Genomic DNA, 22417 nt, shown 5'->3' on the forward strand with positions numbered 1-22417 from the left:
ATCGGATGAGAAACCGGAAATCATTGTTTTCGGCAGAAGTGTAAAAGGCAAACGAGCAAAAAGTGTCAAAATCAACTTGACGTCTACACCACGTAAAACTTCTGCGATTGACCAAATAAAACTTACTTTGTCTTGAAAGTTAATCATTTTAAATACCTCATTCTATATTTATTAAGAATCTGTCGTTTATAAATCTATTGTTTTCTATTTTTCTAGCAGATTATTTACACTAATTATAGTTCAAGAGCTTTTTTTTGTAGACCCCATACCATCATCCTTTGCATTATTTTGTAAAAATCTTTGTTCAACGTTATAAAAGAAATGAGCATCGTGTCCTATTTGGACGATGCTCATTTAGATAATTAATATTGGCATAATTCATTATACGTTGCTTCACTAATCTCGTCGTACCCATATTCACAAAAGTACTCATATGCATCTTCACGACTGTCTCGATACTCTGTTAAATTAAAGATTTCTTCTCCCAACTCTTCGTTTCTCTCTCGGAGATGCTCTAATTCTTCAACCATTTCTAGATACTCTTGATATTGTTCTTCCTGATATTCAGACGATTTCGCTCGTTCCTCCATACCAAACTCTGATTTTTCAGCAACGTGATTCGCATTGACTCCAAATTTATCAATTCCATTGCAACTTCCTAACAAAAAAAACTTACTAATATATTATTTTTGAAGTATTTTATTGTTATTAGTGACAGAATAGTCATTTTCAATAAGATTTTCAAAATTAAATATTTTTTGAGTATCAAATTGAATAAAAATCCGATTTCTTAATTCTTGATTGATTTCATTTTCACTTTGAATGAGCAACTTATCTTTCCACTGATTCTGTTTGTTAAGCATTTTGTGGATGAACTTATTTAAGGATTTTTTATCGTGCTCATACGCATATATAATAACATTGCTTGAAGAATCATTTTCAAGATTTTCTATAATTTTTTGCCACCAATACTTATCCGATTCTCCCAAAGACATTCCAAATACTATTATTAAATTACTTTCCTTTAATAATTTTGTGGCTTTTTCAAGTCGTAAAGTTGAGGCTTTTTCATTAGACTTTGTTTTGATAAGCATCATTTGCAAATCTTCATCTGTTGAATAAACTCCACATAATTGTGATTCGTCATTTACTCCCATTAATGTTTGCGTTTGAGAATAACCATGAATATGAATAGGTTCACTTATTTTGATACTAGAATTAGGATTTTTTCTAATCCAATTCATAACCATATCTTCAAAAATTTTCGTATAATTAAAAACAATAAAATTTCTTTCTTGATTTTGATTATTAGTTTTTTTATAAATTTCATTCAAAAGGATTTGATCTCTTTCATCCAATTTAATTGGGTGAAGAATTGATTCTTGAAAAACTTCATTTGATTTAAATGTAAATTTATCTAAATTAAGTGATATTAATTGGTCATCGATAAAATTTGTAAATTCATCTACGAATTCTTCAAAATCTTCAATAAAACTGTTCAAATTATCCTTATCATTAATCTTGTCAACGTATCTTCCAATGGCCATCTCGAAATCTGACCAATCAATTTTCGCTACGTTATTTTCTTGAGTCTCAAAACGTTCCTCTATTATAGATTTAAAAATTTCATTATTTAAATTTATATCGTTGCTGTTTTCCAAATAATCATAAAAATCAGAATATCTAGTCTTCAATCCAATATGAATATCCAAACCATTACCAATTAAATATGTAACTTTCATAGATCACATGCCAACTCTCTATATTTTTTAGGTGAAAAGCAGATAAGTAAATTTTATTGTAGGTAAAATCAAACATGAGAAAATACATTTATTCCCTCTCTATTTTTTCATGTTTCAACTAATTTATCAATAAACATAATAAAAGAAACCATCCACCAGCTTTCGCTGATGAATGGTCTCCATTAGAACGTATGACTTACATCATTCCGCCCATTCCACCCATGCCGCCCATGTCAGGCATGCCGCCGCCAGCGCCTGCTGGTTCTGGCTTGTCTGCGATGACCGCTTCCGTTGTGAGGAACATAGCTGAGACAGATGCTGCGTTTTGAAGCGCTGAACGCGTCACTTTCGCCGGGTCGACGATTCCGTGTGCAATCATGTCGACGTACTCGCCAGTCGCGGCGTTGTAACCGATGCCGACCGATTCGTTCTTGAGCTTCTCGACGATGACCGAGCCTTCTTCACCCGCGTTTTCCGCGATTTGACGGACCGGTGACTCAAGGGCACGGAGGACGAGTTTCACACCTGTCGCCTCATCCGCTGTCACTTCGGAAAGAAGTGCACGAACGGCTGGGATGACGTTGATGAACGCCGTACCACCACCTGCGACGATGCCTTCTTCGACGGCTGCGCGTGTCGCGTTGAGCGCGTCTTCGATGCGGAGCTTACGTTCTTTAAGCTCTGTCTCTGTTGCTGCGCCAACTTTAACGACAGCTACGCCACCAGCAAGTTTCGCGAGACGCTCTTGGAGTTTCTCACGGTCGAAGTCAGACGATGTCTCTTCGATTTGGTTGCGGATCGTTTGCACGCGTGCTTTGATCGTTGCTTCGTCTCCAGCACCTTCGACGATTGTTGTCGTGTCTTTCGTGACGACGACTTTCGATGCGCGTCCGAGCTGGTTCAATGATGCCGACTTGAGCTCGAGGCCTAGGTCTTCCGTGATGACTTGGCCGCCTGTGAGCGTCGCGAGGTCTTCGAGCATCGCTTTACGACGATCGCCGAATCCTGGTGCCTTGACCGCGACCGCGTTGAACGTACCACGGAGCTTGTTCAAGACGAGTGTCGCGAGTGCATCGCCTTCGATGTCTTCAGCGACAATCAAGATCGGTTTCCCTTGTTGTACGACTTGCTCGAGCACTGGGATGATTTCTTGGATGTTCGAGATCTTCTTATCCGTGATCAAGATGAACGGGTTGTCGAGCACCGCTTCCATCTTGTCTGAATCTGAGATCATGTATGGTGATAAGTAACCACGGTCGAACTGCATCCCTTCGACGACGTCGAGTTCAGTCGTGAAACCGCGTGACTCTTCAATCGTGATGACGCCGTCGTTGCCGACGCGCTCCATCGCTTCCGCGATCAACTCGCCGACTTCTTCGTCCGCTGCCGAGATGGCCGCGACTTGGGCGATTGCTTCTTTCGACTCGATCGGTTTCGAGATGAGCTTGAGTTCTTCGAGTGCACGACGAACGGCTTTGTCGATCCCTTTACGGAGAATCATCGGGTTCGCGCCCGCTGTCACGTTTTTGAGACCTTCACGGATCATCGCTTGAGCGAGGACTGTCGCCGTTGTCGTACCGTCCCCTGCGACTTCGTTCGTCTTCGAGGCGACTTCGGCAACGAGCTTCGCGCCCATGTTTTCGAAGTGGTCTTCGAGTTCGATTTCTTTCGCGATGGTCACGCCGTCATTCGTGATGAGCGGTGAGCCGAACTTCTTCTCGAGGACGACGTTGCGTCCTTTCGGTCCGATTGTGACTTTTACCGCGTCAGCGAGTGCGTCGACACCGCGAAGCATCGCGTGACGTGCGTCTTCTGAGAATTTGATTTCTTTTGCCATTGTTCATTTCCCCCTAAAAAAGTTTTTGAAGAATGGTGAGTCTTAGCCTACGATTGCGAGAATGTCGCTCTCTCGAACGATTAAGTATTCTTTGCCTTCATGCTTCACTTCGGTACCCGCGTATTTTGAGTAGATGACCAGATCATTTTCTTTGACGTCGAGCGCGATCCGCTCACCTTGGTCCGTGACGCGGCCAGTACCGACTGCGAGGACGCGTCCTTGTTGCGGCTTCTCTTTCGCCGTGTCAGGAAGCACGATGCCTCCGATCGTCTTTTCTTCTTTCTCCACGACTTCGATGATGACGCGATCGCCTAGTGGTTTTAACATAGAAAAAACCTCCTCCGAATATGAATGATGTATCGTTGAATCGTAAGTTTTAGCACTCGTCAAAAAGGAGTGCTAACATTGATTAGTGTAGTATGAGACGCCTGAAAATGCAAGCGGGAACATCGAAAAAATGCTCCCACTCGCGGTCAAGAGACCTTATTTGTTACAATGGTTAAAAGGAACGTTGACTCTTAGGAATAAGGACGTGTTGAATTGGCTACACTAAACTCAAACCAATCGATAAATACCCGTTTTTCGATGGCGCCTAACATTCGGATTCGGCATATCATCCCGATTCTGCTATACGCGTTTGTTCAATTCTTTCCGGTATTGATTAGCGGAGTGCGTCCAGAATGGATCACGCCGACGGCAACCGGACTCTGGTTCGCCATCGGATTCAGCTTGACGATCGTCATCTCGCTCTTCCTGCTTCGTCCCGACTTGAAGCTGTATAAGCAACAAGGGATCCAGGCGAACTTGAACGACACGGTCAAATGGATCGGACTCGGAATTCTCATGCAGTACGGGCTCGTCATCGTCGCCAACTTGATTGAGACGTGGATCTCGGGTGATGTCATGGGGTCACAGAACACCGAGGAAATCGCGGATATCGTCCGTCTCGTCCCGGTTATGACGCTCTCAGTCGTCTTGCTAGGCCCAATCATGGAAGAGATTCTGTTCCGCCACATCTTGTTTGGTAACTTGAGCGCCCGCTTCGGGTTCTGGATCGCCTTCGCGGTTAGCTCGCTCTTGTTCGCGCTCATCCATGGTGACAACAAGATTCTTGTCTATGTCGCGATGAGCTTCGCCTTCACGGTCGCGTATGCCAAGACGCGTCGCTTGATTGTGCCGATCGCGATTCACGCGTTTAACAACGCGCTCGTCATGGTCGTATTATTCTTAATGTAGAAATGAGGTGGCATTGATGCCGCGACACTTAAAAGTTATGTTTTTGTTCAGTCTCTCTTTCGGGATTCTGTTCACCGTCCTCGCCTACTACTCGGTACAAGAGTACGGCTTCAGCTTCTGGACGTACTTCATCATCGCCGTAGCCGCGTATGACTTCTTCAAGGTGTATCAGATTTTGACGCTCGCCCGAAAAGCGAAAAAAGAAAAGACCGATAAATCGGCATAACGAAAAGACCAAGCGCGCAGCTTGGTCTTTTCTTATGGATCACTTTCTCCCAAACCAAGGATTCAAGATTGTAAAATAAAGGTATTAATCATTTATAGTAGTATAAAAATGGTAAAGGGAGCTGGTTGTATGTTTAAGAAGATGATGAATAAAGTAGCGGTCACAGTCCCACTCGAGGCGTCCAAACTTCAATCGTTCATAAGTCCAAAAATCCCCGAGCTGTCGGATGTGACCGTCGAGATCACAAACGGACAATTGATTTTAGCAGGGTCAAAGAAAGTCGGGGTCGCTTTCTTCTCGAAAGATGTTCGGATGAAACTGACATTGGTGCCAAAAGAGATTCACGGGCGGAAAATTGTGTTCACTGTCGTAAAGGTCGAGCCGACGGATAAAGAAATCTTCAACGACAAGTTTTTAAACCACTCGCCTTATATCACTTACGATGCTCGAACACTGACGCTCGACTTGAGTGCGATCGGCCCGCTCCAAAAAGTGAAAGTCGGCAACATCAAGTCACTTGCGTTAGAAGAAGGACGTGTCGTTTTAGTCATCGGCGCATGAACATCCGCTCTGACTCATCCTGGCTCTTTTTTGAAAAAGAAATCAATCTGCGTTATATTTGATAGGTTAACTATCAAATAAGGAGAGGTATGATGAAGAAAGCAATTCTCGCGATGGTCGCTTCCCTGTTTCTCGTCGCCTGCTCAAACGAAGACGACTTGTCTACATACGAAGAGTATGGCGTGCTCGAGGAGACGATTGAAATCGCACAGTATGAACCGAAAGTCGAGACGGACAACGACGGCAACCGCGTCATCTTGTTCTATGCAGGTGAACGTGTCGCCTATAAGAGCGTCTACGTGAAAGACGAGCGTCATTTGAAAGTCATCAGCACGGACGATGAGGCCCCGCTTTATAACGACACGCTATAAAACACAGCCCCCTTCGCGCGAAGAGGGCTGTTTTCAATTCTCGTAATGAATCTGTTGCTCATTTTGTAGTCGATACGTGATCAATCGCTCGCTGTCTAACGGTTCATGGAACAGCGACACGGCCGTGATTTGGTTATTGTCATACGTCCGATAATAATAGATGCCATCGTCGACGTTACAGCACGAGGAATAGATGGTGTACTCGTACGTCCCATCTTCCGCCTCGTTCAAGCCCCGCGTTTGCATCACCGTATCCAACAGTTTGAAAAATTGTCCGACCGCGGACGCCTCGGTCGGTTCACAGACCGAGTTGAATGTGGCGAACGTTGCCCGGACGAATCGCGATGTCGACGATAACTCACCCGGCAATCCCTGCCCGCCCAATCCGAGACAATAGGCATCGAGGTTCAATGTCGGTGCGAACGTATTGGCCGGCAGCTTCGTCGAGATGTGCCGATAATCGTTCAGATTGAATAGCTGATACTCGAACGACGGATTGTTCGTCAAGACCCCGACTGGATTGTCGTACACGCGCAACCCGTCCGCCATCGGCTCAACAACAATCGAGGTATCCTTGTCGGCGATCATCCAGTGCAGCGGGTGAAGCGGGAGCGCGTCGCTGAAATTGAGATTGATCAGATGAATCGTCGCCAGTCGCTCTTTCACTTCCTCGATTGTCGCGCACTGCCCGAGGATCCACGGGATGAACTCGAACGGGGAGACGTTGTCTCGTCCGTCGACTTTTGGCTTGAACACGGCATTCCCCGGGAAGTTCAACCCTGCCATGCTCAGTCCCTTCTCATTCGTCGCCTCGTAATAGAGAGGATAGTCTTCCACGACGGTCGCCATCCCGATCATCGCGTAATGGTTAACGTTCTCGCCCATCCGTCTGAAGTTAAACGGATAGTTTCGGGGCGTGATCGTCACTTGTTCGTGATAGGACACGTTCAAGTCTAAGTTTCTGCCGAAGTAGTGGGCGTGCGGAGCGTACGTGATTGCTGTACACATAACAAAACTCCTTCCGATCCAATGCAGACAATAACAGCACTCTTTGTCCTATTCACGTTTTCGTCTGACATCAACCATAAGAAAAAACGATGAGGCGTGTGCCACATCGTTCTTCATATTAATTCAGTTCGGTTTCGACCGTTGTGTCCGGCATGAAAAACCAAAGTCCCATCCCTTTTAATCCGAATACGAACGCCAACCCGTAATACATGAGTGCTTCGAGCGAGTAGGTCAACGTATCCATGAAGAACGAGACGAAGAGTACAATCATCAAGGCAACGGCGACACCTCGTAATGCCAGTTCACTAGATTCGCGTCCGATGACACGAGATGCTTCCTCACCAAGTGTCGCCACGACGTCACGGCGCCACGCATAAAACAGAGTCGCAGCCAGCGCCAAAGTCATATCTGGCACGTTACCATCTAAGACATCAAGGATGGTGAGCCCGACCATGATGAACATCCCGAGCTTCAATGCACCTTCATTTGTATAGGTCACTCGAGGTTTCAAGAACTTGTTCATAGGACGATGAACCCCACCGTCAACAGACCATATACGAAACCGAGCACGATCACACTGATGGCAATCGATTTATATTGCGGATACTTATGTAAGACGACCGCTCCGGCGATCACGTGAATAAACGCGACGATGAACGTCACAATCGCAAAACCCATTCGGTTGTTCCTCGCTTCCAAAAATAAATAATAGAAAATCATGGGAATTCATCCGTTTCCCGGTACAATAAAGACTGCATTCATTATATCAATTTTTGGAAAGAAGGCACATCACATCATGAATTATTCACGTACCGATTTATCGACAGAGGAAATGCTCCTCGTCAACAGCGAAGTCGAGAAAAAGAAACGCAGTCTCGTCGTCGCTTACTTGCTTTGGTTCTTCCTCGGCGCGTTAGGCGCACACCGCTTCTATTTCAAGAAAACAGGGACGGGCATCGCCATGCTCTTGATGGTCGTTTTGACGATTGGTTTCGGCGCTATCATCACAGGCATTTGGGCGCTCGTCGACGCGTTCCTCATGCCAGGCTGGCAACAACGCGAAGTCGAAGCAATCGAACGCGAGACGATTGAGTCGTTGAAAACACGCTCTGAGCGTCAAGCTGCCTTTTAACGACCAGACGGTCACGCCAACGCGTGACCGTCTTTTCTGTTAGAAACTATTCTCTTTCAAGTAGAACGCGAAGTTCCGGTGCTTCCGTTCTTTCGTCGCGTAATGAATCCATAGCCACGCGAGCGACTCGAGCTCCCGCGCCAGTTTCAAGTGCCGGAGCGTATGGGCATCGAAGCCGATTTTCGAGGCAAGGTCTTGAACGGCTCGCACCGACTCTTGCTCGTCACCGGCGATGAACATCATCGACATGTTCGGGTTCTCCAAGTTCTCGACACCGGTCTGATTGAACGCCTTGACGATGCGGACGTGCGGCGCAAGTTCCTGCAGATGCTCGGCCCCTGATTTCCCTTCCGGCCGCTCGATGGAATCGAACTCTTTGGCAATCGGATTCGTCACATCGATGACAATTTTGTCGTCCAAGTCCCGGAGCGATTGAATCAAATCGACGGCCGCCGCGAACGGTGTCGTCAATAAGAGAATCTGTGCGTTCGACGCCACTTCTTGGAGCGACATCGTCCCCTCGCGCTCCGAGCGCGTCCCGTATAACACTTCATAGCCGACGTCCTCGAACTTGCGCCCGAGCGTCCGGCCGACTTTCCCTGCACCTAAAATACCAATCTTCATATATTCCGACTCCCCTTCACAGTTCTTCCTCTGCATGCCGTAGCCTTTCTCTTACCCCTTCCCCGGCTTCAGACGAAGAAAAACCTGTGTGCATTGTACGCTTGTCGCCAATTTATATGGTAAAATTTTCATATCATAGTTGAGATGGGAGCCACGCTTATGCAACGTCCGCTTCGCAAATCCGCCACGAACCGCTCACTCTTCGGTGTCTGCGGCGGCATCGCTGAATACTTCGATTTGTCCCCGCTCGGTGTTCGTCTGCTCTTTTTAATCGTACCGGGGAACATCCTCATCTATATGGTTCTCGCCAACTCGATGAGGGACGCCCCACGCTATCTATAAAAAAACTCGGAAGCCGCGGCTCCCGAGTTATTTTTATGCGTTGACTTTATCTTTCATCGCTGCGAGCGCCCCGCTGTTGATGAAGTGCCATGGCTTGTTGTAATGCGGTTGGAAGAAGAAGTCGACGTAAGCGAGCTCTTCGACCGTCATCTCGTTTTGGATCGCGAGCGACAACGTGTTGACCGCTTGCGTCATATCCGCTTTCGAGAGGACTTGTCCACCGACGACGCGATGAGTGCCGACTTCATAGACGAGTTTGAACTCGACTTTTTCCGCCGTCGGCATGAACTCCGGACGGTACGCATCTTCAATCACGACGCTCTCGACGTCAAGACCGAACAGGCCGGCCGCTTCTTCTGTGAGACCTGATGAGGCGATGTTCCAATCATACAGGCGAAGACCTGACGTTCCTTGCGTCCCTTGATAACGGACACGCGGTGCAATCAAGTTCTCTGCGACGAGCGTTCCCATGCGGACGGCGTTCGTCGCGAGCGGGATGTAGGCGTGTGTGCGCGCCGGGTTGTAATAGACGGCACAGCTGTCACCAGCCGCGAAGACGTCCGGGTTGCTCGTGCGCATATATTCGTCGACGATAATGGCGCCGTTGCCGAGCATGTCGACTTGGCCTTGAAGGAGTCCCGTGTTCGGGCGGAAGCCGACACAGAGGATGACGAGGTCGGCCTCGAACTCACCTTTATCGGTCACGACGTGTGTGACGTTCCCTTCAGTTCCACGGAATGCTTCGACCGTCTGGCCGAGCTCGAGGTCGATGCCGCGTGACGTCATGTCTGCCTCGAGTTGGTCTGTGAACGACTTGTCGAGGTACTTGTTCAAGATACGGTCGGCGCTATCGATGAACGTGACGTGTTTGCCGTACACTTCGAACGCTTCGACGAGCTCGACGCCGATATAGCCGGCACCGATGACGGCGATGTTCGTCGCGTCTTTTGCCCGCTCGATGATGCGTTGGGCGTGGCCATAGTTTTTGCAGAGCTCAATCCCAGTCATCTCGATGCCAGGAAGCGTCGGGACGATCGGCCATGAACCAGTCGTGACGATCAAACGGTCGAACGTGTCATAGACGTCTTCTCCCGTGTCTAGGTTTTTCGCATGGACCGTCTTCGCTTCCGTGTCGATGTTCAACACGTCGTGCTTCATGCGCATCGTCGCACCGAGTTCTTCGAGCTCGGTCGGTGACGCGTAGAAGAGCTCTTCAGCACGTTTGACGACACCGCCAACGTGGAGGGCGATCCCACACGAGAGGAAGCTGACGTTGTCGTTGCGCTCATATACCGTGATGTCGAGATTGTCGTGCTTGGCGAGTAATCCTTTGACGGCTGCTGTTCCTGCGTGTGTACATCCGATGACTGCGATTTTCATATGGTTGTCTCTCCTTTGAGTGTTAGGCAAGTTAGTATTTGTGATAAATATCACATTTACTTTCTGAACTTAGTGTACTATTTCACAAGAAGGTTTGACAATCCCTTTGCTCACTTTTTCACGTAAATATGTCGAAAGTTTGAACACCCACTGTGACAACAAAAAAGCACCGTCCCGTTAAGGAACGATGCTCACTTCTCATTCATTTGTTTCATCAAATCCATCTGCTCTTTCACCATCGCCTCTTTCTCACGACGGAGCACGCCCCGGTACGTGATGCGTGAAATCGATAAGCTGATTTCATACAAGAAGAAGAGCGGCAATGACACCATGAGATGCGACGTCAAATCCGGCGGCGTGATGAACGCGGCGATGACGAACAAGGCGAAGTACGCATACTTCCGAATTTTTGATAAGAAGTACGGCGTCACGACACCGATGCGCGTCAAGAACATCGTCACGACCGGCAACTGGAACAACAGTCCGAATGGGATGGTCAGTTGCAGCAAGAACGTGAAGTAGTTCGACGCCCCGATGATTTGCGTTAGCCCGAGGTCTTGCCCGAGGTCCGTCGAGATATCGAGGACGAGCGGGAACAACCAATAATAGGCGAACGCGAGACCGATCAGGAACAAGATGAAGATGATCGGGATATAGGCGAGCGTCGCTTTCCGCTCGTTCGGATGCAGACCAGGTGCGACGAACGCCCACAGTTGATACAGTAGAAACGGACCGGATGCGACGAGCCCGATGACGAGCGCCAAGTTCAAGTAAATCATGAGCGGGTCCGCGACCCCAAAGGCGTTCAGTTCGAGCCCTCGTTCGACGAGGTCCGCCTGCAGATAGGCGAGCACGTATTTGACACTCGGCAAAGCGATCAAAAAGAAGGCAAAGACGACAAATGCCGACAGCATCAGTCGTCTCCGCAGCTCTGTCAAGTGATCGGACAGCGCCCGCTCTTGATCAGGTTGATGATTCATGATTACTGCTCTTTCTTCTCAAGTTCTTTCTTATCTTTCTCGTCATGTTCGTTCATCATGCCGTTCGTGGCATTTTTGAACTCACGGAGCGTTTGACCAGCGGCGCGTCCGAATTCAGGCAATTTCTTCGGCCCGAAGATGATGAGCGCGACGATGGCGATAATGAAGATACTTGCGCCTCCTGGAATACCGACGACGAGCAACGATGATAGTAATTCCATTATTGATGGACCCCCTCAGCAGATGGATAGTGTTGCATAAAGTAAATGAGCGACTGGAGTTCGATCGACAAGTCGATGTGATGGACGCGGACCGTGTCCGGCACCGTAAGACGGGCCGGCGTGAAGTTCAAGATGCCTTTGATGCCGAAGCGGACCAAGTCATCCGCGACAGGCTGCGCATAGGTAGACGGCACCGTTAAGATGGCGACGTCAATCTTGTTTTGTTTCATGATCTGTTCCATCTCATCCACGTGATGAATCGGGACACCGGACATCGTCGTGCCGACTTTTGTCTCGTCTGCGTCGAACCCGACGACGATATGTGTGTTATTGTTTTTAAGGAAGTTATAGTTGACGAAAGCTGTCCCAAGATGACCAACCCCGACTAAGGCGACGTTCGTAATCTCGTCCTGATTCAGTGTCTTACGGAAAAAGTCTAACAGATACTGTACGTTATAGCCATATCCCTTTTTACCGAGCGCACCGAAGTACGAGAAATCGCGACGGATCGTGGCCGAATCGACCTTGACCGCCTCGCTCAGTTCAGCAGAAGAGACACGCTGTTTTCCTGATGAATGTAGGCTTTGGATAAACCGATAGTATAGTGGCAACCGTTTGGCTGTCGCTTGCGGAATCTTTGGTTCGTTTTGACTCAACGGAAAGAGCCTCCTTTTTACGACGCGTTTCAAACGAATCTAATTTCATACACCTTGATTGTAAACGAATTCACATGACCACTCAATGAATATACCTGAAAAGGGGAAGAAATAAAGTATACTAAATAGAGAGAAAGGGGTTTTTTCACTTGATCCTACTGCAAGTCAATAACTTATCGAAATCATTCGGCGTCGAGCCGATTTTAGAGAACGTCAAACTCGAAATTCAAGAAGGCGAACGCGTCGCGCTTGTCGGCCGTAACGGTGCCGGCAAGTCGACATTGCTCAAAGTCATCGCCGGGGAATACAACTACGACTCGGGCGACATCATGAAGCCAAAAGACGTCACCATCGGCTACCTGGCCCAAGATTCAGGACTCGAATCCAACGAGACAATTTGGAATGAGATGCTCAATGTCTTCACCGATTTAATCGAACAAGAAAAGACGCTGCGCCGCATGGAGCAAGACATGGGTTCAGAGCGCATTTTGAACGACCCGGCCGCCTATGAGCGCCTGCTGTCGTCTTACGATGAAGAACAGCATACGTTCAAAGACCGCGGCGGCTATCAATACGAGGCAACGATTCGCTCCGTTCTTCACGGGATGCGTTTCTATCCGGACGATTTCGAACGCCGCATCGACACGCTCTCCGGCGGACAACGGACGCGCCTCGCCCTCGCGAAAATGCTGCTCCAAAGTCCGGACCTGCTCATCCTGGATGAGCCGACGAACCACTTGGACATTGAGACGCTCGGCTGGCTCGAGAAGTATTTGAGCGGCTATAAAGGCGCCGTCCTCATCGTCTCCCACGACCGCTACTTCCTCGACCGCGTCGTCTCGGTCGTCTATGAGCTGTCGCGTCACCGGAGTCGTCGCTTCGTCGGCAACTATACGAAGTATCTCGAGCAGAAGGCCGCGATCTACGAGCAAGAAAAGAAACAGTTCGAATCACAGCAAGAAGAGATCGCCAAAATGCAGGACTTCATCCAGCGCAACATCGCCCGGGCAACGACGACGAAGCGGGCCCAGAGTGTCCGCAAGCGTCTCGAGAAAGTCGACCGAATGGAAGCGCCGGACGGTGATGAGCGTAGTGCCGTCCTCTCGTTCTCGATTAAACGCCAAAGTGGGAACGACGTATTGAGCGGCAGCGACCTCGCCATCGGCTATGAGGAACCAATCGCCCAGCAGCTCCGCTTCCAACTGCAGCGCGGCGAATCGGTCGCCCTCGTCGGCCCGAACGGAGTCGGCAAATCGACGCTCTTGAAAGTGTTGACGAAACAACAGCCGGCCCTTACCGGTGACATCCGCTACGGTACCGGCGTCGAAATCGGCTACTACGACCAGGAGCAACAGAACTTGTCGGATGCCAACCGCGTCATCGACGAGATTTGGAACGATTGGCCGCTCATGCGCGAACAAGAAGTGCGGAGCCTGCTTGGACAGTTCCTGTTCAGCGGCGACGACGTCATGAAGCGCGTCCATGAACTGTCGGGTGGAGAGCGGGCCCGTTTGACGCTCGCGAAACTGAAGCTCGAGCAACCGAACTTGCTCATCCTGGATGAGCCGACGAACCACTTGGACCTCGACTCGAAGATGATTCTCGAGAACGCCCTCGTCGACTATCCGGGCACGATCCTATTCGTCTCGCACGACCGTTACTTCATCGACCGGCTCGCGACGCGCGTCTTAGAGATCACGCCGAACGGGATTGACGAGTACCTCGGCGATTACTCGTATTACGTCGAGAAGAAAGAAGAACTCGAAGAGCTGGCCCGACTCGCCCGCGAAGAGACGAAACAAGTCATCGTCAAGAAACAGCGCGCCGACAAGGAACAGCAACGCGAGGAACGCCGGATGAAACAACGGATCGAGGAAATCGAGCTCACGATCGAACAACACGAGGCCCGCCTCGAGGAGATTGAGCAACTGTTGTGTGAACCGGACGTCTTCAACGACTTCGCTCGGGCGCAAGAACTGTCGACCGAGTCCGACGCGACGAAAGAATCGATCACGGCACTGTACGCAGAATGGGAGGAGCTCCATTCATGATGCGATTCCGTGCGATGCGAATCGAATGGATGCACGCCTTTCTTACCGGTCTCGCCTATATCGTGCCGACGGGGACGGAATTCGTATCCGAGCTGATTCGCGGGGAACCGACGATCGTTCCGTCGTTCCTGTTTTATTTCCTGCCGGTCGTCATCGGCTTCATCATCCAGACGTGGAGCGGGATTGTGATCAGTTTGTTGAGCGGCCTGCTTATGAGCACGCTGTTCATCCGCCTCGTCGTTTGGCCGGTCGACGTGACCGTCCACAACTTTTACACCCCAGGCTCGGTGTGGGGACACTTCTATCAGTCGACTCTCCTCATGTGGGTGCTCGCCCTGATCGTCTTCATCGTGAGCTGGGTGAACATGTGGTACAAACAGAACAAACATCATCCGGACGTATAAAAAAGGGAAGCCGTCTCCAACGTGGAGACCGGCTTCCCTTTTAACAGTTAGAAATAACGTAGCGGCTGGAATCCGCGTGTATGGAAGTCGAGCTTGAGGCCGTCTTCCGTGATAAAGAACACGTACTCGTTCGTATCGACATCACGGACGAACACTTTATAAAACGTGAGTGTCTCCTCACGGTTCGTCACATACTTCGCCTCATGCGTCGAGATCACTTGCGCGAACAATTGCTCTTCGTCAAACTCGTTGACGATATCCTCGAACTTCGCCGCTTCTTCTTCGGTCGCTTCTCGTCCCGGCGCAATCTCGTAATATGCGTCGCTCGCTTTCGGCTGAACGCCGAGGTTGCGGTCGACGACGATGACGCTCTCGATATTTTGATCGTCTAAGCTCTTATAGCCGTACAACGTCTCGACGAGCGTGTTCTCACCCGTGACCCGGCCGATGCCTTCGAGCGATTCCGCTCCTGTGAGTGAAAGGACGCGTGTCGCTTCCGGCACGATTTCTTCTTGATAGGCGATATTATAGGCGCGGATAATCTCCCGTACTTGCAAAAACGTCGCGACGACGAGCAGTACGACCAGACCTCCAATAATGATGCGTTTCGTCATGTCTCTATTTCCCCCTAGACTGTCATGCTCTCTTCTAAGGATAACCCAGGAACCGCATTCATCGCCAGTGTATCGCGCTTTCCGCGCACATACGCGTGATGTGCCGCCACCCCGATCATACCAGCATTATCTCCGCATAGATCAAGTGGTGGGATGACGAGGCGGATGCCTTCGCGGTCCGTCGCTTCTTGAAGCGCAGTACGGAGTCCACGGTTGGCCGCGACGCCACCTGCGACGAGCAATTGTTTGGCTCCTTTTTCTTTTACGGCACGAATCGCTTTTTCGACGAGCACTTCGACGACGCTCGCTTGGAAGCTGGCCGCCAAGTTTTCAGGGATGACCGTCTCCCCACGCTGTTCGGCATTGTGGACGGCGTTGATAACTGACGACTTGAGCCCGCTGAAGCTGAAGTCAAAACTTCCTGCCTCGAGGCGAACCCGTGGGAACTTATACGTGTCTTCCCCGTTAGCCGCGAGACGGTCGATGGCCGGGCCGCCCGGGTAAGGCAGGCTGAGCGTTCGTGCGACTTTGTCGTACGCTTCTCCGGCCGCATCGTCACGCGTCTCACCGATGACTTCGAACACACCGTGCTCGGGCATATAGACGAGCTCTGTGTGTCCGCCTGAAACGACGAGACAGACGAGTGGGAACTCCATCTCCTCGACGAGTTCGTTCGCGTAAATATGTCCGGCGATATGGTGGACGCCGATGAGCGGTTTACTATGGGCGAACGCGAGCGCTTTGGCCGCACTGATGCCGACGAGCAGCGCCCCGACGAGACCAGGTCCTTGTGTGACCGCGACGGCGTCGACGTCTTGCATCGTCACGCCGGCTTCACTGAGGGCGTCATCGATGACGTACGTGATTCGTTCGACGTGGTGGCGCGAGGCGACCTCGGGCACGACCCCACCGAACCGTTTATGACTTTCAATCTGCGACGAGACGACGTTCGATAAGAGCGTCTTGCCGTCACGCACGAGCGCGACCGACGTCTCATCACAGCTCGACTCAATCGCGAGAATGAGCGATGTGTTCATTCTGATTCACTTCCTAACTTCGCCCAGTAGATATAGGCGTCTTCATTATTGTCTTGATAGTACCGTTTCCGGCGACCGGCGTTTTCAAAACCGAACTGTTCATACAGCTTTTGGGCACCGATATTCGAGACGCGCACTTCGAGCGTGAGCGCCGCCAATGACTTCGAGCGGGCGAATTCAACGAGTTGCGTCAACAGCAGATTGCCGATACCATGCCCACGATATTCCGGCAAGACGGCGATGTTCGTGATATGTCCTTCGTCCACGATTTGCCAGACACCGACAAATCCGACGACGCGGCGTTCATGGACGGCGACGAAATAGACGGCCTGCTCATTCTTGAGCATCTCGTTCATGAACGCTTCTTTCGTCCATGGGATGGCGAACGACGCTTCTTCGACTTTGGTCACTTCCTCGACATCGAGCCAGTTCATGCGCCGGATTTTAATGTCAGCCATGGTTTTGTCCCTCGAGCCATTTCGCTTCCGCTTCAGCAAGACGGAGATATTCAGGCTCAAACGCATGAACATCGTTCGTGACGTCACCTAACGCGACGAGATCGCTTGCCCGGCCATAGCTATGCGCGGCCGGTGCTTCGGTATAGTCGTAAGACGCGAGTACGTCACGGAACGGCTCGACATCACCGACGACGACGAACGGTCCTGTGATAGTGGCTTCAAGCCAAGCAGCGACCGATGCGTGACGGTCGGGCGTCACAGCCTCGTTCTGCTGATAGTGACCGATATACGCATTGCCACGACGGGCGTCGATGAGCGCAACGACCGGGAGCTCCGTATTCGGGGCCGCCGCCATGAGACGGAGCGCCGAGACCCCGACGAGCGGGAGTTGAAGCGTGTAGGCGAGCGTCTTCGCGGTCGTGACACCGATGCGGATACCCGTATACGATCCAGGCCCCGTCGTCACGACGATGCGCTCGAGCTCGGTCGGTGTCCATTTGACCGCGTTCATCAGTTGTTCAATCATCGGCATGAGCGTGACGGCATGGTTTTTCGAGACCATGACCGTCGCTTCGGCTTGGATTTGTCCATGTTCGCTCAAGGCGACAGACAAACGAGTCGTCGACGTGTCCATCATCAATTGCTTCATGCGAGCACCTCCTTCACGAGCGCATCATAGACGTCGCCGACGGGCGCGAACGTCAGTTGACGTTCCTCGTCCCCGATTCGCTCGATTGTGATGGCGAGCCGTTCCGTCGGAAGTGATGACTCGATCAAGTTCGACCATTCGACGATGGCGACACCATCGCCGTTGATGTATTCTTCGAGGCCGATATCGTCCCCCGTATCTTCGAGACGATAGACGTCCATATGGTAGAGCGGCAAGCGCCCTTGATATTGCTTCATGATCGTAAACGTCGGGCTGTTGACGTTGCGCGTCACACCGAGGCCTTTACCAAAGCCCTGGGTGAACGTCGTCTTACCGGCACCGAGGTCGCCGTTCAACGTTATGACCGTCCCGGCTTTGACAAGTGTGGCCAACTTCTCTGCCACTGCCTGCGTCTCAGCCGCAGAATGGGTAATCAATGTATACATGATGTTTCTCCTTTAGTCGATTCTAGCGATACGTACTCATTGTACACTCAATTTTACGCAAAAAAAAACACGAAACGTCATCGTTTCGCTATCTCATTTAAAAAATTGGTTGCGGGGGCTGGATTTGAACCAACGACCTTCGGGTTATGAGCCCGACGAGCTACCAGACTGCTCCACCCCGCGACGACATATGAAATTAAATAAAAATTGGTTGCGGGGGCCGGATTTGAACCGACGACCTTCGGGTTATGAGCCCGACGAGCTACCAGACTGCTCCACCCCGCGATGGTTTGAATTGTTTCGACATCCTCTATAATAAGTGAAGTAGTTATATAATGCAACCTTTTTCTTCATGTTTTTTCAGAATTGGAATCGGGAACATTTAAAAGAGTGCAATCTATAAGAGAAAAGGAGCGCGACCGTCATGTCGAAATGGGGTAATCGCTTTAAAAAATGGTTCTTTTCCGAACTGGACGCATCCGTCTATTTTCACACCGTCCCGTTCATTCCGAACGAGACCGTCCATGGAACGCTGCGGGTGTTGAACACCACTTCGCATGTCGTGCGCCTGCAAGAGTTGACGCTCAATTTTATGACGACGTTCAAAGATATCACGCTCGAAGGCAATGAATTCAATCGGGAGGCCGACTTGCAAGAAGTTCCAATCGCCCTATCGGCCGTGCTCGAACCAGGTGCTGAAGAACACATCCCGTTCACGTTCGATTTGACGATGTATGCCCCCTCCACCGCCGGAGCTCCATATAGCGTCGAAGCGACCGTTTGGGACACCGATGGAAAACGGGTCTGGTTCGATGTCATCGAGAAAGTCGAAGTCGAACCGCTCCCTGCCTTGAAACGATTATTGGAGGCGACTGAACACGCCGGGCTCGAGCTCATGTTCGTCCGTAACGTTATCGACCCGATCGGAGAAGAACGACCGTATCCGTTCGTCGAGAAGTATGGATTCAAACCGGTCGGTGACTGGGCCGACGAGTTCGAAGTCGTCAAATCGTTCTGGCGGGTCGACGAGGACGGGGTCGACGTCTATTACTGGCTCGACAATATCGAGAAGCAACGTACACTCGAGTCAATCGCCAATGACGTCACGATGCGCCATCGCTCGCTCACGTGGGACCAACTCGAACGCGAGCAAGACCGGCTCGGCCTCGGCATTCAAGAGACGTTACGTAGCCACCGTTCTTCATGAGCGGTGGTTTTCAATTGTCCAAACATCGTTACTCGTCGAGACGATCGTTTGGAACTTTTCGCGCTGCGGATGCATGAACAGCTCGTATTGGAGTCGACGCTCGTCGTGTGACGCCTTTAAGTACGCCACGTCCATTCCTCGTTGTTGGACGTCACGCACGGAACGTCGCGCAAACTCGGTGTCGCTATCGGTATATAGATAAACCGACACATCCCACCAATCAGATGCAAGAAACGCGACGCTCATGCCTTCGATGATCGTGATCTGCTTTGTCGGGTCGATCCATGTTCGTTCAAGGTATGGAACATCAATCGTATAGAAGCCGATGCCTTCACGTACCATGCGGACATCACGCTCAAGTGACAGCAAGTGATGTGCCGCCGGATGACAGGCTGTCATCTTGTAATGATGTGCCTGCCCGTCGATCGTGTAATCGAGCATAGCGCTCTTCCGTAACGTCGAGTCCGTAATATACGGGTCGGTGTTAATGTGGTTCACGTCCCCAAGACGCGCTCGTAAAGCGTCTGCAAATATCGTCTTCCCGGCACCCCCGTGTCCCGAGATGGCGATAATCGTGCGCTCCTCTCGTTCGGCCTGGGCAACCATCATATCAATCAATTCATTCATAATGCTCCCCCTTTTGGTACACTTCATATAGAAAGGAAGTGTACCAATCCGATGTCAACTTGTCCATTTTGTCATCCTCAACTTGACCCGTCTCAGACGATCGTCGCCGAGAATGAGACATGCTACTTCTTGATGCACGACCGTGAGCAGGACTTGCTCGTCGGCTCTGGCGTTATCGTCCCAAAACAACATCGGGCGACGACGTTCGATCTCACGCCTTCGGAATGGCGCGATACATACGAGTTACTCCACGAAGCAAAGTCCTTCCTCGAGAAGACGTATGGTCCTGATGGGTATACGCTTGGCTGGAACGTCGGAACGGCGTCAAACCAGACCGTCCCTCACGCCCACCTGCACGTTATCCCTCGATACGCCGACGGACCGCACGCGGGTAAAGGTTTACGCCATTGGTTGAAACGACCAGAATAACCAAACAGCTCATCGTGTGAGGATGAGCTGTTTTCGTTTCGTTTCTATTTCTTCGAGTTGTTGTTCTAGACGTTCTACTTCTCTCGTCATTTTCTCAATCAGTTGAGCGATTTCACGATCGAGTCCTTTTACCTTGTCTAGCGAATCATTGATTCGTCCATGCATCGTCCACTCAGAAAAGATGTCATCGAGGAAGTAGTCAGCGAATTGAATGAGCGAACCGCGTTCGATTTGTAAGCCACTGACGACTCCTTTCACGTCAGCCAACTCCCGCGAGAAGCGCTCGAGCGCAGCTTGAAGTTCATGCATCTTCCGTTCCGAAGCATCGATGGCATCATGTTTCATCGCTGTCGCAATCAAGCCGCCTCCAAAGAACGTATCATACGTCGACCAACCTTTCGCACTGTCGAGATGTTTAAGTGTTCTCGAGATGGCCGTCCGTGCTGAATTTCCAGCGACGATGGCTTCTTTATATTCAACAAGCACCTCATTCATTTTTACCTGTTGATCCGTGAGTCGATATAATTCTTCCCTAACAGTAAAATCTTGCTTCAAATGAGTTTCCTTCTCTTTTAGGAAGGTCTCCCATTTCGCGTCGATTCCACGATACGTCTCAAATGTTTCATATAAGTCACGACGCTCAAGCGCTAACTCATCCACCATCGCCTCATGTTCCCGTAACTTCAATTCGGCCCGGGCCGCCTCTTCTAATTCAATCGTTTTTTGTTCGTTGAATGTTCCCCTTAGCTTACGCCATGCGTTGACGAGCGAGAATGAATCTAAGTCATAGACATCGCGCTGTTCCTTCGTAAACGAATTGAGAAGTTGCTTTCGCACAGCTTCATGTTCGGCAATTTGCTTGTCGAGTGTTTTTAATTTACGGGCGAGTCGGTCCCGTTCTGCCATCTGTTGTTGTAAGTCGTGTTGGGTTTGGTAGAGATCACTCATAACGTTTTATTCCTCCAGTTTCTTTTCGATAATATTCTAACAGGTCTTTGACGTGTACCCCGTCAATCGATGAGTCCTTGATTTGGACACCATCGAGCCGACAGTTTTCAAAAAATGTATTCGTCAGGTTTGTATGGAAGAACGTCGTCGGCCTCCCTGATTCGTACATGGTGACGAAACGATACTGAGAACCAGATAGATTCAAATCATCAAACTCCGTCTCTCTGAAGTTGATATTCCGAAATTGGCTCTTCGTGAAATTACAGTTGTGCGCCTGAAGCTCTGAGACGTTACTATTCGTGATGGAGACACGACTCGCATCCATCCCATACGCTTGAGCACCTGTAATGGAACGCTCTTCATAGCGCAATATCATGTGATCTGTCCGTTGCTTCACTCGTTTGACGAAACAAACTTCCTGATCTGATTCGAAGACGGATTGGTAACCAGCTGCTCGATAAAATGCCACGTTGTTAGGTTGGGCTGTGGATGTCTCCAACTCCCAAATTCGAACAGTCGGATGAAGCTCCTCGATTGATTGTAGTGCCCGTTTCCCAATCCCTTTACCTTGTCTATATGGATGGATAAAGATGCGGTCTATCCGGCCATAATCTTGCCCTGTCAACGTCACGACGGCTCCCCCGACGACTTGTCCTTCAAGCTCGATGACGTAGCATGTCAATTGTTCAATCAAGTACAGGCTCATCGCCTCGTCATCATAACCGGGTGGTTCAATATTTAAGTCTCGATATGGTAGTCGGAGACGGTCTGCCTCTTGTTTAAAACTTGCCCGTGAAACCTCAGTGAATATCGTCTGGTCCGAGGTTGTAGCTTCACGAATGTGCATGATGATTCCCCCTCTTCACGTGTTTATACGCAAAGAAAGAATTAAAGGTTTCGAGAACGACAAAAAAGGATGATCGAGCATTTGCTCAATCGTCCTTTGCGTTGGCCTAGCAACGTCCTATCCTCACAGGGGGAGACCCCCAACTACTTTCGGCGCTGAAGTACTTAACTTCCGTGTTCGGCATGGGAACGGGTGTGACCACTTCGCTATCGCCACTAGACAATTATTATATTAACATACCGATTAGGATAAAGCAATACTATTAGGTAATTTTGTTTAAAATAATCACATAAAGAAAGACGACCGAGCGGATGCTCGATCGTCTTTCGCGTTGGCCTGGCAACGTCCTATCCTCACAGGGGGAGACCCCCAACTACTTTCGGC

At 50.1% G+C, this 22417-nt stretch carries 30 protein-coding genes, 2 tRNA genes and 1 rRNA gene; 10 read left to right on the plus strand and 23 right to left on the minus strand.

Annotated elements, in window-relative coordinates; all coding sequences use genetic code 11:
* Window positions 1-362: 362 nt before the first annotated feature.
* From KNP82_RS14915 to groES, 4 genes are all read right to left on the minus strand, one after another.
* Window positions 363-665 carry a hypothetical protein gene (locus tag KNP82_RS14915; protein ID WP_214828697.1) on the minus strand — a complete coding sequence of 101 codons (303 nt, stop codon included), beginning with the start codon at window positions 663-665 and terminating at the stop codon, window positions 363-365.
* 18 nt (window positions 666-683) lie between these two features.
* Complete coding sequence (locus tag KNP82_RS14920; protein WP_214756783.1) at window positions 684-1742, minus strand: AbiH family protein; 1059 nt, start codon at window positions 1740-1742, stop codon at window positions 684-686.
* Between the two features lie 196 nt (window positions 1743-1938).
* Window positions 1939-3579 (minus strand): chaperonin GroEL, encoded by a 1641-nt coding sequence (gene groL, locus KNP82_RS14925; protein ID WP_214756782.1) that lies wholly within the window; start codon window positions 3577-3579, stop codon window positions 1939-1941.
* Between the two features lie 42 nt (window positions 3580-3621).
* The gene (gene groES / locus KNP82_RS14930) at window positions 3622-3906 is read right to left on the minus strand and encodes a co-chaperone GroES (RefSeq protein WP_021065365.1); all 285 of its coding nucleotides are present in this window, start codon (window positions 3904-3906) and stop codon (window positions 3622-3624) included.
* A gap of 213 nt (window positions 3907-4119) precedes the next feature.
* On the opposite strand from groES, the gene KNP82_RS14935 reads away from it, so the two are divergent.
* The 4 genes from KNP82_RS14935 to KNP82_RS14950 all read left to right on the plus strand — a co-directional run bounded on the left by KNP82_RS14935 (window position 4120) and on the right by KNP82_RS14950 (window position 5973).
* A complete protein-coding gene (locus KNP82_RS14935) occupies window positions 4120-4815 on the plus strand; it encodes a CPBP family intramembrane glutamic endopeptidase (protein ID WP_251128785.1) in 696 nt (231 codons plus the stop codon).
* Between the two features lie 16 nt (window positions 4816-4831).
* The gene (locus KNP82_RS14940) at window positions 4832-5041 is read left to right on the plus strand and encodes a YdiK family protein (RefSeq protein WP_021065367.1); all 210 of its coding nucleotides are present in this window, start codon (window positions 4832-4834) and stop codon (window positions 5039-5041) included.
* Window positions 5042-5170: 129 nt separating this feature from the next.
* Window positions 5171-5602, plus strand: a complete 432-nt coding sequence (locus KNP82_RS14945; RefSeq protein WP_214799887.1) for a hypothetical protein — start codon at window positions 5171-5173, stop codon at window positions 5600-5602.
* Window positions 5603-5694: 92 nt separating this feature from the next.
* The gene (locus KNP82_RS14950; RefSeq protein ID WP_214828700.1) at window positions 5695-5973 is read left to right on the plus strand and encodes a hypothetical protein; all 279 of its coding nucleotides are present in this window, start codon (window positions 5695-5697) and stop codon (window positions 5971-5973) included.
* Between the two features lie 33 nt (window positions 5974-6006).
* Here KNP82_RS14950 and bsh read toward each other — a convergent pair whose 3' ends face one another.
* The 3 genes from bsh to KNP82_RS14965 form a co-directional block, all read right to left on the minus strand.
* Window positions 6007-6981: a choloylglycine hydrolase gene (gene bsh / locus KNP82_RS14955; RefSeq protein WP_214828703.1), complete on the minus strand. Its 975-nt coding sequence runs from the start codon at window positions 6979-6981 to the stop codon at window positions 6007-6009.
* 118 nt (window positions 6982-7099) lie between these two features.
* Window positions 7100-7504: a hypothetical protein gene (locus KNP82_RS14960; protein WP_214828706.1), complete on the minus strand. Its 405-nt coding sequence runs from the start codon at window positions 7502-7504 to the stop codon at window positions 7100-7102.
* Entirely contained in the window at window positions 7501-7659 is a 159-nt protein-coding gene (locus tag KNP82_RS14965) for a hypothetical protein (RefSeq protein WP_021065374.1), read from the minus strand. Before KNP82_RS14965 ends, KNP82_RS14960 begins: the two co-directional genes overlap by 4 nt.
* A gap of 118 nt (window positions 7660-7777) precedes the next feature.
* Between KNP82_RS14965 and KNP82_RS14970 the strand changes: the two genes are divergently transcribed.
* Entirely contained in the window at window positions 7778-8113 is a 336-nt protein-coding gene (locus KNP82_RS14970) for a TM2 domain-containing protein (RefSeq protein ID WP_214799892.1), read from the plus strand.
* Between the two features lie 39 nt (window positions 8114-8152).
* On the opposite strand, the gene KNP82_RS14975 is transcribed toward KNP82_RS14970, so the two are convergent.
* Entirely contained in the window at window positions 8153-8773 is a 621-nt protein-coding gene (locus KNP82_RS14975) for an NADPH-dependent F420 reductase (protein WP_353049071.1), read from the minus strand.
* Window positions 8774-8896: 123 nt separating this feature from the next.
* On the opposite strand from KNP82_RS14975, the gene KNP82_RS14980 reads away from it, so the two are divergent.
* Complete coding sequence (locus KNP82_RS14980; RefSeq protein ID WP_214828711.1) at window positions 8897-9079, plus strand: PspC domain-containing protein; 183 nt, start codon at window positions 8897-8899, stop codon at window positions 9077-9079.
* Between the two features lie 33 nt (window positions 9080-9112).
* On the opposite strand, the gene KNP82_RS14985 is transcribed toward KNP82_RS14980, so the two are convergent.
* From KNP82_RS14985 to KNP82_RS15000, 4 genes are all read right to left on the minus strand, one after another.
* Window positions 9113-10459, minus strand: coding sequence for an FAD-dependent oxidoreductase (locus KNP82_RS14985; RefSeq protein WP_214828714.1), 1347 nt, complete (start codon window positions 10457-10459; stop codon window positions 9113-9115).
* Between the two features lie 191 nt (window positions 10460-10650).
* Entirely contained in the window at window positions 10651-11439 is a 789-nt protein-coding gene (gene tatC / locus KNP82_RS14990) for a twin-arginine translocase subunit TatC (RefSeq protein WP_214799895.1), read from the minus strand.
* A gap of 2 nt (window positions 11440-11441) precedes the next feature.
* The gene (locus KNP82_RS14995; protein WP_021065382.1) at window positions 11442-11660 is read right to left on the minus strand and encodes a twin-arginine translocase TatA/TatE family subunit; all 219 of its coding nucleotides are present in this window, start codon (window positions 11658-11660) and stop codon (window positions 11442-11444) included.
* Complete coding sequence (locus tag KNP82_RS15000) at window positions 11660-12316, minus strand: redox-sensing transcriptional repressor Rex (RefSeq protein ID WP_021065383.1); 657 nt, start codon at window positions 12314-12316, stop codon at window positions 11660-11662. The genes KNP82_RS14995 and KNP82_RS15000 overlap by 1 nt, the downstream gene beginning before the upstream one ends.
* Window positions 12317-12465: 149 nt before the next feature.
* On the opposite strand from KNP82_RS15000, the gene KNP82_RS15005 reads away from it, so the two are divergent.
* Together KNP82_RS15005 and KNP82_RS15010 are read left to right on the plus strand one after the other, a co-directional pair.
* Entirely contained in the window at window positions 12466-14367 is a 1902-nt protein-coding gene (locus tag KNP82_RS15005; protein ID WP_214828717.1) for an ABC-F family ATP-binding cassette domain-containing protein, read from the plus strand.
* Window positions 14364-14771: a hypothetical protein gene (locus KNP82_RS15010; RefSeq protein ID WP_029596209.1), complete on the plus strand. Its 408-nt coding sequence runs from the start codon at window positions 14364-14366 to the stop codon at window positions 14769-14771. The genes KNP82_RS15005 and KNP82_RS15010 overlap by 4 nt, the downstream gene beginning before the upstream one ends.
* 47 nt (window positions 14772-14818) lie before the next feature.
* On the opposite strand, the gene KNP82_RS15015 is transcribed toward KNP82_RS15010, so the two are convergent.
* The 7 genes from KNP82_RS15015 to KNP82_RS15045 all read right to left on the minus strand — a co-directional run bounded on the left by KNP82_RS15015 (window position 14819) and on the right by KNP82_RS15045 (window position 18260).
* Window positions 14819-15385 (minus strand): hypothetical protein, encoded by a 567-nt coding sequence (locus KNP82_RS15015; RefSeq protein ID WP_131472770.1) that lies wholly within the window; start codon window positions 15383-15385, stop codon window positions 14819-14821.
* A 14-nt stretch (window positions 15386-15399) separates the two neighbouring features.
* The gene (gene tsaD, locus KNP82_RS15020; protein WP_029596211.1) at window positions 15400-16422 is read right to left on the minus strand and encodes a tRNA (adenosine(37)-N6)-threonylcarbamoyltransferase complex transferase subunit TsaD; all 1023 of its coding nucleotides are present in this window, start codon (window positions 16420-16422) and stop codon (window positions 15400-15402) included.
* A complete protein-coding gene (gene rimI, locus KNP82_RS15025) occupies window positions 16419-16880 on the minus strand; it encodes a ribosomal protein S18-alanine N-acetyltransferase (RefSeq protein ID WP_131472768.1) in 462 nt (153 codons plus the stop codon). Before rimI ends, tsaD begins: the two co-directional genes overlap by 4 nt.
* Window positions 16873-17529 (minus strand): tRNA (adenosine(37)-N6)-threonylcarbamoyltransferase complex dimerization subunit type 1 TsaB, encoded by a 657-nt coding sequence (gene tsaB / locus KNP82_RS15030; RefSeq protein ID WP_131472766.1) that lies wholly within the window; start codon window positions 17527-17529, stop codon window positions 16873-16875. The genes rimI and tsaB overlap by 8 nt, the downstream gene beginning before the upstream one ends.
* Entirely contained in the window at window positions 17526-17975 is a 450-nt protein-coding gene (gene tsaE, locus KNP82_RS15035; RefSeq protein WP_029596214.1) for a tRNA (adenosine(37)-N6)-threonylcarbamoyltransferase complex ATPase subunit type 1 TsaE, read from the minus strand. Before tsaE ends, tsaB begins: the two co-directional genes overlap by 4 nt.
* A gap of 106 nt (window positions 17976-18081) precedes the next feature.
* Window positions 18082-18158: transfer RNA gene (locus tag KNP82_RS15040), tRNA-Met, on the minus strand.
* 25 nt (window positions 18159-18183) lie between these two features.
* Window positions 18184-18260 (minus strand) — tRNA-Met (locus KNP82_RS15045).
* 139 nt (window positions 18261-18399) lie between these two features.
* Between KNP82_RS15045 and KNP82_RS15050 the strand changes: the two genes are divergently transcribed.
* A complete protein-coding gene (locus KNP82_RS15050) occupies window positions 18400-19182 on the plus strand; it encodes a sporulation protein (protein WP_131472764.1) in 783 nt (260 codons plus the stop codon).
* Here KNP82_RS15050 and KNP82_RS15055 read toward each other — a convergent pair.
* The gene (locus KNP82_RS15055; protein WP_131472762.1) at window positions 19177-19809 is read right to left on the minus strand and encodes a uridine kinase family protein; all 633 of its coding nucleotides are present in this window, start codon (window positions 19807-19809) and stop codon (window positions 19177-19179) included. The two genes, KNP82_RS15050 and KNP82_RS15055, sit on opposite strands and share 6 nt — an antisense overlap.
* Before the next feature lie 51 nt (window positions 19810-19860).
* On the opposite strand from KNP82_RS15055, the gene KNP82_RS15060 reads away from it, so the two are divergent.
* Window positions 19861-20238 (plus strand): HIT family protein, encoded by a 378-nt coding sequence (locus KNP82_RS15060; protein WP_029596217.1) that lies wholly within the window; start codon window positions 19861-19863, stop codon window positions 20236-20238.
* Window positions 20239-20247: 9 nt separating this feature from the next.
* Here KNP82_RS15060 and KNP82_RS15065 read toward each other — a convergent pair whose 3' ends face one another.
* The 3 genes from KNP82_RS15065 to rrf all read right to left on the minus strand — a co-directional run bounded on the left by KNP82_RS15065 (window position 20248) and on the right by rrf (window position 22253).
* Entirely contained in the window at window positions 20248-21186 is a 939-nt protein-coding gene (locus KNP82_RS15065) for a coiled-coil domain-containing protein (RefSeq protein WP_131472760.1), read from the minus strand.
* Window positions 21179-22033 carry a GNAT family N-acetyltransferase gene (locus KNP82_RS15070; protein ID WP_131472758.1) on the minus strand — a complete coding sequence of 285 codons (855 nt, stop codon included), beginning with the start codon at window positions 22031-22033 and terminating at the stop codon, window positions 21179-21181. Before KNP82_RS15070 ends, KNP82_RS15065 begins: the two co-directional genes overlap by 8 nt.
* Before the next feature lie 104 nt (window positions 22034-22137).
* Window positions 22138-22253: ribosomal RNA gene (gene rrf / locus KNP82_RS15075) — 5S ribosomal RNA — on the minus strand.
* Window positions 22254-22417: the final 164 nt, after the last annotated feature.

It is taken from the genome of Exiguobacterium sp. s26 (genome assembly GCF_018618235.1).
Classification (GTDB): Bacteria; Bacillota; Bacilli; order Exiguobacteriales; family Exiguobacteriaceae; genus Exiguobacterium; species Exiguobacterium chiriqhucha.